This window comes from Marinobacter confluentis (assembly GCF_004785685.1).
Classification (GTDB): domain Bacteria; phylum Pseudomonadota; class Gammaproteobacteria; order Pseudomonadales; family Oleiphilaceae; genus Marinobacter; species Marinobacter confluentis.
This window is the reverse complement of record NZ_SRPF01000001.1, coordinates 489,961-501,234: the sequence shown is the minus strand read 5'-3', so window position 1 is coordinate 501,234 and position 11,274 is coordinate 489,961. Positions and strand designations below refer to the sequence as shown.

General features: G+C 58.0%; 12 protein-coding genes. 3 read left to right on the top strand and 9 right to left on the bottom strand.

Annotation, left to right across the window (positions count from 1 at the left end; translation table 11 throughout):
- Positions 1 to 83: 83 nt before the first annotated feature.
- Both E5Q11_RS02340 and E5Q11_RS02335 read left to right on the top strand, forming a co-directional pair.
- On the top strand, positions 84 to 731 hold the full coding sequence (locus E5Q11_RS02340; protein ID WP_135801784.1) for a DNA-J related domain-containing protein: 648 nt from the start codon (positions 84 to 86) through the stop codon (positions 729 to 731).
- A 14-nt stretch (positions 732 to 745) separates the two neighbouring features.
- Complete coding sequence (locus E5Q11_RS02335) at positions 746 to 1,780, top strand: polysaccharide deacetylase family protein (protein WP_135801783.1); 1,035 nt, start codon at positions 746 to 748, stop codon at positions 1,778 to 1,780.
- 15 nt (positions 1,781 to 1,795) lie between these two features.
- On the opposite strand, the gene E5Q11_RS02330 is transcribed toward E5Q11_RS02335, so the two are convergent.
- From E5Q11_RS02330 to E5Q11_RS02315, 4 genes are all read right to left on the bottom strand, one after another.
- Positions 1,796 to 2,872: a MalM family protein gene (locus E5Q11_RS02330; RefSeq protein ID WP_135801782.1), complete on the bottom strand. Its 1,077-nt coding sequence runs from the start codon at positions 2,870 to 2,872 to the stop codon at positions 1,796 to 1,798.
- Between the two features lie 46 nt (positions 2,873 to 2,918).
- Positions 2,919 to 4,541, bottom strand: coding sequence for an OmpP1/FadL family transporter (locus tag E5Q11_RS02325; protein WP_135801781.1), 1,623 nt, complete (start codon positions 4,539 to 4,541; stop codon positions 2,919 to 2,921).
- 37 nt (positions 4,542 to 4,578) lie between these two features.
- Positions 4,579 to 5,589, bottom strand: coding sequence for a transporter (locus tag E5Q11_RS02320; RefSeq protein ID WP_135801780.1), 1,011 nt, complete (start codon positions 5,587 to 5,589; stop codon positions 4,579 to 4,581).
- Between the two features lie 72 nt (positions 5,590 to 5,661).
- Complete coding sequence (locus E5Q11_RS02315) at positions 5,662 to 6,462, bottom strand: C39 family peptidase (RefSeq protein WP_135801779.1); 801 nt, start codon at positions 6,460 to 6,462, stop codon at positions 5,662 to 5,664.
- Between the two features lie 193 nt (positions 6,463 to 6,655).
- Between E5Q11_RS02315 and E5Q11_RS02310 the strand changes: the two genes are divergently transcribed.
- Positions 6,656 to 8,020 (top strand): sodium:solute symporter family transporter, encoded by a 1,365-nt coding sequence (locus E5Q11_RS02310; protein WP_135801778.1) that lies wholly within the window; start codon positions 6,656 to 6,658, stop codon positions 8,018 to 8,020.
- 25 nt (positions 8,021 to 8,045) lie between these two features.
- On the opposite strand, the gene E5Q11_RS02305 is transcribed toward E5Q11_RS02310, so the two are convergent.
- The 5 genes from E5Q11_RS02305 to E5Q11_RS02285 form a co-directional block, all read right to left on the bottom strand.
- Positions 8,046 to 9,038, bottom strand: coding sequence for an AgmX/PglI C-terminal domain-containing protein (locus tag E5Q11_RS02305; RefSeq protein WP_135801777.1), 993 nt, complete (start codon positions 9,036 to 9,038; stop codon positions 8,046 to 8,048).
- A gap of 2 nt (positions 9,039 to 9,040) precedes the next feature.
- Positions 9,041 to 9,541: an ExbD/TolR family protein gene (locus tag E5Q11_RS02300; protein ID WP_135801776.1), complete on the bottom strand. Its 501-nt coding sequence runs from the start codon at positions 9,539 to 9,541 to the stop codon at positions 9,041 to 9,043.
- Complete coding sequence (locus E5Q11_RS02295; protein WP_135801775.1) at positions 9,538 to 10,053, bottom strand: ExbD/TolR family protein; 516 nt, start codon at positions 10,051 to 10,053, stop codon at positions 9,538 to 9,540. The genes E5Q11_RS02300 and E5Q11_RS02295 overlap by 4 nt, the downstream gene beginning before the upstream one ends.
- 35 nt (positions 10,054 to 10,088) lie before the next feature.
- Positions 10,089 to 10,793: a MotA/TolQ/ExbB proton channel family protein gene (locus E5Q11_RS02290; protein ID WP_135801774.1), complete on the bottom strand. Its 705-nt coding sequence runs from the start codon at positions 10,791 to 10,793 to the stop codon at positions 10,089 to 10,091.
- A 134-nt stretch (positions 10,794 to 10,927) separates the two neighbouring features.
- Complete coding sequence (locus tag E5Q11_RS02285; protein WP_225314968.1) at positions 10,928 to 11,263, bottom strand: hypothetical protein; 336 nt, start codon at positions 11,261 to 11,263, stop codon at positions 10,928 to 10,930.
- Positions 11,264 to 11,274: the final 11 nt, after the last annotated feature.

Genomic DNA, 11,274 nt, shown 5'->3' with positions numbered 1-11,274 from the left:
CCGTGGATTATACGCGTGCATCTGCGGGGAACAAACCCGCGACGACCCTTTCCTGAACACCGCAGGTCGCTTAGGATAGCCCTATGAATAATCTGGATGTAGCGCCCAATCAGGAAGACCAACAGCAGGAAAAGCTGGCGTTTCAGGTACAACACCTGGCGGTGGCTGTCGAACGGATTCTGCGGCAGCAGCCCGAAGGAATCAGCGAACTGCACCTGATCAAGGCTCTGCAACAGCCACCCTGGGAATTGATCGGGCCAGTGAACTATGCCGAACCCGACAAACTCTACCCCGTCCACTTCCTGATATTCCACGTGTTGTACCGCCTGCGGGATCAATTGGCCGGATCAGACGAAGCGCTGACCATCTCACCCCTGCTGATCCGCCTGTGCCGTCAGGACGTGGTCGGTGGTACCGGTTCCGTTGACGCGCCGGACCCGCTTCGCGCCTTTTACCTCGACCTGTCCCGGTACCGCATGCCCGAGGATTCCATTCTCCGCATGATGGATGATTTCTGGTCCGGAAGGCACGGTCGGCGGCCTGCGCAAGGGGAAGCCCTGGAGGCCGCCGGGGTATTCGGTTTTGACACCGTTCCGATCTCCTTCGATGAGGTCAAATACCGCTTCCGCCGCGCCGTAATGCAGGCTCACCCGGACAGGGGCGGTGAAACAGAAGCCATTCAGACTCTCAACAGCGCCTTCAGCGTTCTCAAAGCCCACTTTCAGGATTAATACCAGGAGCCATCATGATCAGGAAATCCGGTTTGTCAGTCTTCGTGTCGGTGCTGTTGACAACAGCGGCAACCCAGGCCAGCGCCGACCTGGTGGCGCTTCAGTATCATCACGTCAGTGACTCCACGCCGTCGTCGACCAGTACCGGCGTTGCCCTGTTTGAAGACCAGTTGGACCTGATTGAAGAACTCGGGCTGGACGTGGTTCCACTGCAATCCGGCACCACCGATGCCCTTGACGGAAAACTGGGCGACAAACAGCAGATCGCGATCACCTTTGATGATGCCTACGAATCCGTATACACCACAGCGGCGCCAATGCTGGCCGAAAAAGGCTACCCTTTCACGGTGTTCGTGAATACCGACGCTGTGGGCAAAAAAGGCTACATGACCTGGGCCGAGCTTGAAGAGTTCCGCAATAACGAGAACATCACCATTGCCAACCACAGCACCGACCACGCCCACATGGTGCGCCGCCCGGACGAATCCCACGACAGCTGGAAAAACCGGGTGACAGAAAGCCTCGACGGGGCACAGGAGGTTCTTGACCAAAGGCTGGGCGTTCAGGTCCCGATGTTTGCCTATCCCTACGGTGAATTCAGCGAAGAGCTGGAACAGATGCTTCAGGACCGGGGCTGGCTTGGATATGGGCAGCAATCCGGTGCGATTGGCGAAGATTCCCACAACACCAGGCTGCCCCGCTTTCCCATGGCAAATGCCTATGGCCAGATCAAGACCCTGCAAACCAAGCTGACCAGTAGGGCCTTGCCGGTGGATGCGGAACAACTTCCAGACGGCGTCATGGAAGAGAACCCGCCGACTCTGAGCTTTACCCTGCCGGAATCCATGGATGCCAACCGGCTGACCTGTTTTGCCTCGGGCCAGGGTGCGGTTGAGTTTGAGGTGAACAATCAACGGGACATCAGTCTGACGCCACCGGCTGAATTCAACAGCCGCCGCTTCCGCTACAACTGCACCTACCCGGCCGGCAAAGGAACTTTTTACTGGCTTTCCCAGCAGTGGGTAGACCTCAGCCAGCCGGAGGATTAATACCAGCGGGCTGCGCTATTGTTCCACCTTCATCAGCCCCAGCTCGCCTGTGGGCTGATGTTTGATGGCCCGGGGCCCATAACGGGTATCGATCACTGTCTGGCCTTCGATGTCGTCCGCTGTAGTGTATACGAGCAACCAGCGCTCTCCACGGCTCGGGAAGACCGGAATATAGGCGCGGAGAAAGCCATGCTGGCTCCAGGATTCAGGCACGAATTCCGCCGCCAGATTGGTGATCAGCCGCAGCGGTTCGAACTCACCGTTCAGAAACGCTACCGAGGGCACGAACAGACCCTTCTGATCAAACGAACGCAGCCTCAGTATAAAGTCCTCGACCCCGGCTCCCTGCGGCAATTCCACCAGCCGGTAGTGGCTTTCACCGGTGATGAACGGGTGGCTTGCAGACGTCTGGCGAAGGTTGATGCCAAATTCGCGACCGGGCTCCCACTCAAGGTAGTCCGAGCGATCGAGCGTCTCGCAACAGGCCTCGGACCAGCGCTCGAAAAAAGGAGCCTCGCTTTCTTCCAGCCCGAGCACAGCCGCTGCCAGTGGGTCAGCGCCCTCTGGCAGACGGGCATTTTCGGGGTCCCGGGCGGCTCCCCCCATTTTCCCTTCTCTGACGCTCTGGTAAATGCTGGCTCCTGTCAGCTCAAGCGGCGGCTCGATCTCACCTTTTTCAACGGCAGTGCGGGTATCCGGCTGATAGTAGCTGACCCGCACATTCCCCTGGGCATCGCGCCATGTGAAATAGGGCTCCGGGTCACCTGGGCGGACATAGCCCCTTTCTTCGAGGGCGTTGCCATCTGGGAAATTCTCAAGATTGAATTCCGGGTGAGTGCCGGAACCGGACGATTCTTCCGACGCATCTGAAGGATTACCCGAGGATGCCCTACTCCAGGAACCAGAGCTTTGCTCTGCCCTGTCATCCTGGTCGGGAGACTTGCTGCCCGGTATGGGCGTCTGGCGCACCTGACCCTGCTCGTCAACCCAGGTGAAATAGCCGTCCCGGGCACCCGAGGGTTCGCCGCCGGGCATCTGGCAACCCGACAGCATAGCCGCCAGCAAAGAAACAATCAGAAAACCACGATTCATTCGGCCCCGCTATCTACCCGGCGCAACACATGGAGGCGCTGCAGAATCAGAATTTGGTACGGAAACTCAGCCCCGCCAGAACAGCCCGCAGCGATGTTTTAACATCCAGCCCGGCATAGGGGTTGTAGATAATATTGGTGATGTTATCGCAGTTCAGGTTGCAACTGCCATTCGCCGGAATGGTCTCGATGGACTGAAGATAACTGAGATTAAGGTCAATTTCCGTATCCCGGTCCCAGCGGTAACCCATGCCCACGCTGTACAGGTTGGCTCCGCCGAAAGGTGCAAGAATCTGGCGCTGATCATCGGGAATGACCGAATCCCGGATCTCTAGACCGGCTCTCAGGTCAAGCCGGTCGGTTGCGTGAAATTCCAGGCCAAATCCCCAGTTCCACTGATCGGTGAAGCCCAGTGGCAGGCTGAGCGTGCTCTGAGTCGCATTGGTTGACAGAATCCGCGCGGCACCCAGAAATTCAAGGTTGCGGTCGAAACGCAGGTTAAATGCATCCCACTGCTTGAAATCCGTCCAGCCCACATCAACGTTGACGGTCAGTTTTGGGTGAACGTCCACACTGACGCCGGTCTGAAAATGCTGGGGGTACGTCAGATCCATGGAAACGTTGCCGGCTTCCCTTGGCGCCCCCGAGGGTAGGCTCAGAATGGCGGACGAGATGGCACCAAGCACCGAATTGTTCAGGCGCTGCCAGAACCCGGACCAGTCATCCGTGTACTGGATTTCAAAGGTGCCCTTCATGTTCATGTCAGCTTCGGATGTGTAGCTGGCACCCCAGCGGAACCAGTCTGTCGGTTCCCACATAACGCCCAGAGCGTAGGTTGGCGAAACGGTTTCCTGCATGTTAAGGCTGAGCACGCCGATGTCGTCCCAGGGGCCGATGTTACCGCCGCACAGGGCCAGCCAGGGCTGCAGGGGCTCTTCGCCACTTTCACAGTTAAAGGCCGTCTGCAGGGTTTCGGCAACGCCCAGAAGCAGGTTCGGTGCGCGCATATACTGGTCCGCCGCCAGGCCCATATGGGATATATGAATACCGGCACCCACCGCCCATTTGTCGTTGATTTCGTAGCCCACGGTCGGCGACAGATAAGTGGTGCGCTGAAGCGCCGTGGCCTGGGGCATATACCGGCCCGGGTCGTTCTTGTCCCGATAGAAGCCGGCCGCCATTGGCAGGAAGAAGGCGTTACCGAAAGTCAGTTTCGAACCGGGCGGGTTGATGCTGATACCCGCAGAGGGCGCAACCGCAGGCCCCGGTGGTGCACGCAGAATACCGAAGCCGGGTAGGTAAAGTGCAACGTTGTTGGTATGACTACTGGAATTGGCCACCGGGTCACGTTGCTCTCCGGTCATGGGGTCGGTTTCCAGGCCGTCGATACCGAATATCTCGTAGCCGTCCGGCGCCGAAAAGTCGGCATCAATGTCCAGATAGATGTTCATCAGAACCACTTCAAGCTGGCGTCCTTCCAGCTTGGTCAGCCCCGCCGGGTTGTAATGGATTGCCATGATCCCGGGGGGATCGGCCGTCACCGCATTGCCCAACGCCAGTGCCTTGGGGTGCAGAGTCAGGTTCTGGGTCAGCTGCGCCTGGGCTCCGCCAGACAGCGCACAAACCGCCAGAACGCCAAGCATCCTTTTTTTCAGGCTGGTAGTTAACATGAAATCGTCCCTTTCCGTAATGCGTCAGTGCCTGGAATCACTCTTTAAGGCCAGAAAATTGAATAGGCATGGACACGCCGAGGGAGAAATCAGGGGCGTCTTCGGTCAGACCGATACCGAGACTGGTATTCACAATCATGGTGTCGCTGATACGGGTACCAAGCGACATGTTGAGGAAACCGGTCATCTGGTCCTGGGCAACCGCCTGGGAGTTGTCGGCAAAGGTCAATACCGTCTCGTCGTTGTAGCTGACCTGCGCCGAGATACTCAGGGAAAGATCATAGGACAGTGAGTAGGCAAAACCACCGGAACCGGAAACACCGAAACCAGGCTCAACCTCAATCAGGCGGCGGCCACCGCGAACCTGATCAAGCCCGGTCTGGGCGAGGTTATAGCTCATGCTGGTCGAGCCGAAGACCACTACCGGGTCAAGAACCTTGGAGAAACTGACGCCACCGGACAACGAGTAATAACCGCTGCCAGTAGACAACTGCTCATCAATGTCGATTTCGTAAGGGCTGACGCCGGTCTTGCTCGAGAAAGACCCGAACAGCGTCGTGGACATCTTGCCCGGCACGTAGGGAAATGGCTGCCAGCGCGCCGTTGCGGAAACGTCACCGACATCATAAATACTCAGCTCGTCCTGGGTGTCGTATTTGACCACCAGCGGAAACCGGGTGCCTATCGTCAGGTTATCCAGCAGTCCGTAATCGTAGGAGAAGGCATTGGTAAAGCTGTGGGTTGCGCTTGGAGTAATATCCAGCTGACGGATGCTGCCATCGCGGATTTCCGCATCCAGGCGCTGATCACCGGTGTAGGTGTAGTCAAAAGAGTAATTGAGGGAGTGGGTGCCTTTTTTCTGCAGCGAATAGCTGTTCTCTGCTGCCTGGAACACCTCTTCAAGCTGCTTCGAGGAATCTTCGTCCCCTTCCTGGCGGGCAAGCGCTTCCCTCGCGTCGTCAACGTTCCCTTCCTGCGACAGTGCCATGGTGGAAAAAAGGCCAGTCACGGAAAAAAGGATTAAACCTCGCACAACCCAACGATTCATCCTGACTCCCTTATGATTACGAGTAATGGTTCCTGTACCGCAGACAACCACGGCACGGTGATTCCGGCGTTATTAATTCCGACGATAGAACAGCTCTTTACGGGTGTTCTCGACACTGCCATCCGGATTGTTCTTCTGACGTTCCAGCTCGTTGCGAATTCGGCGCTCGGTGGCTTCGTGGAAGGCCGGCATCTGTTGTAACGCCATCAGTGTTAGCGTCTGATCATCCACATAGCGCAGGTCTTCTTCTTTCAGTTCCAGATAATCCAGAGGCTTGTCGCCGCCCGGAAACACAATGAACAGAACATTGTCGTCCCACTTTTCTTCAAACTGCGCGAGAGTGAACGAGATGTTGCCCACCGCCGGATCAGCAATGAAAACCCGTCCTTCACGGATGGTTCGCAACACCACAAAATGCTTGAAGCCGGCGTGGTTGATGGGAACGATGGCCGGGTGGTCCAGATCGATCAGGTCATCAATGGTGGCGCGGAAGCCGCCCGCGGGATATCCCAGCGCGGTGACCAGTCGTTTCATGTCCAGCATGGAAAAAGCCCGGCGCTCAACAATGCGCTCGCTTTCGCCGTAATGCAGGAGGCCCTCCATCACCTGACGCTCACCGAGGGAGCGGCCAAGGTAAAAGTTCAGAACCGTCGTCAGCGCTGCACTGCCGCAGCTATAGTCATAGGCCTGACGGACGATATTGCGGAATTTCTGTTCTACCAGGGGTTCCACACGGGTGTCGGTTCTCAGCTCGATCGGGCTGGCATCGATATCCTGCTCGATCACGATGGCGCCTTTCTCGAAAGGCTCAACAACCACAGCTTCCTGGGCCATCGTAAAAGAAAGGATTGATCCGGCGAGTACCAACAGCATGGTCAGGCGAAGTCCCTGTTATTATTAGACATGACGTTTTCCGAGTTACATGTTGTTACGGTAAGATACCGAATTCATTACTCTCTTAAAGATAACTGTGCCTCAAATCTGCCGGTGCACCCGCGGCCCTTTTACCGGGATTTGAGAACTGGTTCATGCCGCCCGCTACCCTGCCACCCATGGAGACCCACGAATGCTTTACACCACCATTGCTGCCCTGGCCGCTGCGCTGCTGCTTTTCACCTGGCTGGGGCTCAGGGCCAGACTCGCCGACGGCGGCCTGGACGATTTTGTCACCGCCCGCAACTCCCAGGGCTCGCGGGCATTGGGGCTATCGTTTCTGGCCTCGGGCATGGGCGGCTGGATTCTGTTTGCGCCGCCGGAAATCGGCGCCCTTGTGGGCCCGGTGGCTCTGGCAGGCTATGCCATTGGCGCCGCCCTGCCCTTTATCGTGTTCGGACTCTGCGGGCCAGCTATTCGCAGGTACCTTCCACAGGGACGCAGCATCGGGGAGTTCGCCCAGGCCTGTTACGGCAACACGGTCCGGCGCTATGTAGCGCTGATTTCTGTGCTCTACATGCTGTGCTTCCTGACCGCAGAGCTGACCGCCATAGGCGCGATCACCTCCCTGTTGTCTGACGTGAACGGCAACCTTGCGGTTCTTGGCGTGGCCATCACCACGCTGGCCTACACTGCCTGGGGTGGTTTGCGGGCAAGCATCGTCACGGACCAGTGGCAGGCGGGGCTGCTGATTGCGCTTCTCGGAATCGTCGGGTTTGCCGTGGTTGGGCACCTGCCGGAGCTGAAGCCGGCTTCCATGCCCAGCGCCCCGATTGGCAACGCGCTTGGCGTCGCCCTCACGCTGGTTATTGCCGTAACCGCCGCCAACCTGTTTCACCAGGGATACTGGCAGCGACTCTGGTCCGCCAGGGACGTCGGTTCTCTTCGCAGTGGTGCTCTGATCGGTGGGCTGGCCACCATTGTGGTAGTCGCCGTCGTTGGCAGCCTTGGGATCGTAGCTGCCATGAGTGGAGTGGATCTGGGGTCACCGCCCATTCCGTTTTTCGCCTTGCTTTCCGGTGCGTCCAGCTGGCTGGCGCTACCGGCCCTGATTCTGGCGCTGACCCTGGTGGCCTCTTCTGTCGATACCTTACAGAACGCCTTCGCATCGCTGGCGGTCACTGAAAAAAAGGGGTTGTCGCTGTCGGCGGCGCGCTGGGTTACCGCGGTGCTGATGGTGCCGGTGGTGCTGGTCGCACTGGAGGGAATCTCGGTGCTGCGGCTGTTCCTGATTGCCGACCTGCTGTGTGCAACGGCGATTGTTCCGGTGCTGATGGGGCTATGGCGCCGAATGACCACGCAAGCGGCCGTGTTGGGCGGCCTGGCAGGACTGGTTGGCGCTATTGCGCCTGGCTGGATCACCGGCGGTAGCCTGATGGCAGGCCTGGAAGCGGCCAGCTTTCCGGGCGCGATTCCAACACTCTGGCCATTTGTGGGGGCGCTGACGGCCTCGGCCGCTGTCAGTCTGGTGTTGGCCCTTGCCGGGGGCAAGCGATAGCGGGGTTAAAAAGCCGTTCCCGGACTCAGCCGGGTAACAGCTCAATGGGATAGCGGATTGTCATGGTCTCGACGCCCGGGCGGGCACCGAAATTAACCAGTCGCAGACGGTTGCAGATTTTCTGCTCCAGCCCGGGCTCATCAACGGTGGAAGACACCACATCACAGCTTGATACGGCGCCGTTCTCTTCAATCACCAGCTCCGGTGTCACGTTGCCCTGCAGTGACGGCTGACGGCGCAACTCGCGGTAATAGATGCTGAGAATGACCGATTTGTTTTCATCCAGGGTGCGCTCGACCGCTTCCCGGGTACGCCGCTGTTTGGCGACTTCGCGTTTTCGCTCGGCCTGACGGGCTTCGGCGACAATCTCTTCGGCCTGTTCCACTTCCGCCTGCTGCCGCTCCGCCAGGGCAATCTGGCGACTCTCCTGCTCAAGTTGCGACTCGTCCACGCCAGAGCTTCGACCCGAGTCCGCCCGCTGGGCCAACGCATCGCCGGTTTTGCGGGCAATGGGTTCGGCGGTTACGGTGGATGGTGCGTCCAGCTTGACCGATTTACCCAGGGTCGCAAGCCGGGACAACTCGTCCCCCATCGCAAGGATGCCCGTGCTCTTGGCTTTTTCCCGGGCCTTTTCCACTTCCTGTTCAGTTGGCTCGGGCGCTTCCGCTATTTCCTGTTCCGGCTCAGGTTCCGGTTGAGGCTCGGGCTCGGGTGCTGGTGGCACTGGTTCCGGCTCTACCACCTCCGGTTCTTCCGGCTCAGGTTCTGGCTCAGGCTCCGGTTGTTTTTCTTCCGGCTCGGGTGGCGGCGGTGGCGGCGGTTCCTGCTCTACCACCAGTCTGGCGAGCTGCGGCGGCAGGGCTTCTCTCTCCTCGCGCTCGATTTCCGGCAATTCAACCCAGGTGATGTAACCGGCTACCAGCACAAACAGCGGCAACAGCAGTATCGATACCGCGATCAGCCGCTTACGCTCTCCAGTTTCCTGATTCCAGGGCAATCCCAGGCGATACTGCGACACGGTCAGGCTCCCTGCTCTGATTTCTGGTTAACGGCCAGGGAAATGCTGGCGTATCCTGCGTCCACACAGGTGGACATGATCTTTTTCAGCAGGTCATAGGGCAGTTCCCGGTCCGCCAGAATGGTGATGGGTCTGCCGGCTTCCGGGGCTTCGGCGCCTGAACGACCAGCCTGATAATCCAGCTCTTCTTTCAATGAAGGCTCGACCTTACCGTCGAATGCCCGGAAGGCATCCAGCTTTGCCACAACGCGGCCGTTCACCAGAATATCGTTATCGGTCACCGTAAGTGCCAGCACATCATCGGGCGGCGTCTCGGCGGTAGATTCGGGCAGCTTGATGGCGTTTTCCTGGTTCAGAACCTGCACATCGGAAGACGAATTCACCATCAGGAAAAACACCAGAATGGTAAAAATATCCATCAACGACACCAGGTTCAGCTTGCTCTGCTGTTTGGTGCGCCGGTGATGACGCTTGAGACGTTTGGCCCTGGCGGATTCCTTCATGAACTGGCCTCCGCTTCTGCGCGGTCTGCCCGTTCCGGCGCGTCGCCCAGGGAAATCTCAGGGAACAGTTCGGCGTTAACCACGTCACCAGCCACCACGGCTTCGTAGGAACGAACCGAATCCATCACCGATACCAGGGCCTGATAGGGCGTGTCGCTTGAAGGCATGATGGTAATGTTGCGTTTCTCTGGTAGGCGTCTTTTCAGTTCCTGCATTACCTTGCCCAGGGTTTCATAATCGTAGGCCGCTTCTTTTAGAGGAATGGCCTTGATCACGCCGCCCTGGTTGTCCGCTACCACCAGTTGGTCATCAAAAATCATCACCTGCAGTTGCAGTTCCTGCTGTTCCTCGGCTGAACTGCCACTGGTGTTGGGAAAGTTCAGTTCCAGCACGGTGGTGTGCGCGAAGACCATATTCAGCAGCAGAACCGGCACCAGAACGATCATCAGGTTCATGAACGGTGTTATATCCAGGTCGGCGTCACTACGGAGCCGACGATGCTTACGCCTCATGGGCTGAGCTCCCTGATTTCATCATAAAATGACGGTTAGGCCATGGATCCTGCCGGGGTTCCGGGCTGTTCGCCCTGGGGCGCTTTTGGAGCCGCACCTGTCGCAGGCTTGCCACCGGAGCCGTCATTGATCAGGTTCAGCACCTTGATGCCGGCCATTTCAAAACTGTCGATGATTTCGTTGGTCTTGGTCTGCAACACCGAGTGGATCAACAACAGCGGTATGGCAGACATCAGACCGAACGCGGTGGTATTCATGGCAACCGAAATGCTCTGGGACAGCAGGCTGGCTTTCTGGGAAGGATCCGCAGACGCCACCGCAGTAAACGCTGCGATCAAGCCGATGATGGTACCCAAAAGGCCCAACAGGGTGGCGACGTTGGCCAGTGTGGCGAGATACTGCGTGCGCTTTTCCAGACGGGGCATGACCTCAAGCAGCCCCTCTTCCATGGCATACTCGATTTCCTCCCGGGACTGGCGCCGCGCCAGACGCTGAAGCCCGAAACCCAGCATCGATGCCATGGCACTGCCTGCCTCATTGGCGTAATTGAGCGCCCCCTTCAGGTCTTTCTTGGAAATCATCTGATGCAGACGATTGAAATCCCGCCGGTTGGTCATTTTCTGGGCAGACAGATAGATATATCGTTCAGCGGCCACAATGACACCGATCACCAGTACAACGGCAATAGGGTACATAAAAAAGCCACCTTCCTGAAAAAAGCGAACGGCAGTTTCAATCATTTTCTGGGCACTCCGTAATCCATGAATGTTGTGAGTCTATTCGGCAACGGCTGAGTGTGGGGTAAGTTGGCGAAAAGCTTTGTTGCGGTTTGTCATTGCATGCGCCGAAGCACAGTATGAGTGTGATGAATCTCTCATTCTGGCTGGCTATTGGCGTTTTCAGGCACAGCTTCCGGCAGGTTCAGCGCCTGAAAGTGCCGATGATAGCCCAACAGTCGGCGAAATTCGGCCCTTTCCAGCGGCTCCACGGGCCGTGCCAGCATCAGCTCTTCGTCTGGTCGGGCAAGAGATCTCGCCACCGGCGGTTTCCAGGGCACCAGGTACAGCACCAGCGGTGCTTCCTGGTTGCCACGAATTCTTGCACCCTCAAGAGTGATAACACCCTCCTGAGCCACCAGGGTTGAGGGCAACACCATGATCAGCCCTGTTATCAAACCGATGAACAGCAGCGCTCTGCAGCGGTGGCTCATAAATCCCATTG

Excerpts from the sequence above, each read along its gene's own strand:
- E5Q11_RS02320 (WP_135801780.1), bottom strand. The coding sequence starts at position 5,589 with ATGAATCGTTGGGTTGTGCGAGGTTTAATCCTTTTTTCCGTGACTGGC.
- E5Q11_RS02310 (WP_135801778.1), top strand. The coding sequence starts at position 6,656 with ATGCTTTACACCACCATTGCTGCCCTGGCCGCTGCGCTGCTGCTTTTC.
- E5Q11_RS02295 (WP_135801775.1), bottom strand. The coding sequence starts at position 10,053 with ATGAGGCGTAAGCATCGTCGGCTCCGTAGTGACGCCGACCTGGATATA.
- E5Q11_RS02285 (WP_225314968.1), bottom strand. The coding sequence starts at position 11,263 with ATGAGCCACCGCTGCAGAGCGCTGCTGTTCATCGGTTTGATAACAGGG.
- E5Q11_RS02315 (WP_135801779.1), bottom strand. The coding sequence starts at position 6,462 with ATGCTGTTGGTACTCGCCGGATCAATCCTTTCTTTTACGATGGCCCAG.
- E5Q11_RS02290 (WP_135801774.1), bottom strand. The coding sequence starts at position 10,793 with ATGATTGAAACTGCCGTTCGCTTTTTTCAGGAAGGTGGCTTTTTTATG.
- E5Q11_RS02340 (WP_135801784.1), top strand. The coding sequence starts at position 84 with ATGAATAATCTGGATGTAGCGCCCAATCAGGAAGACCAACAGCAGGAA.
- E5Q11_RS02330 (WP_135801782.1), bottom strand. The coding sequence starts at position 2,872 with ATGAATCGTGGTTTTCTGATTGTTTCTTTGCTGGCGGCTATGCTGTCG.
- E5Q11_RS02300 (WP_135801776.1), bottom strand. The coding sequence starts at position 9,541 with ATGAAGGAATCCGCCAGGGCCAAACGTCTCAAGCGTCATCACCGGCGC.
- E5Q11_RS02335 (WP_135801783.1), top strand. The coding sequence starts at position 746 with ATGATCAGGAAATCCGGTTTGTCAGTCTTCGTGTCGGTGCTGTTGACA.
- E5Q11_RS02325 (WP_135801781.1), bottom strand. The coding sequence starts at position 4,541 with ATGTTAACTACCAGCCTGAAAAAAAGGATGCTTGGCGTTCTGGCGGTT.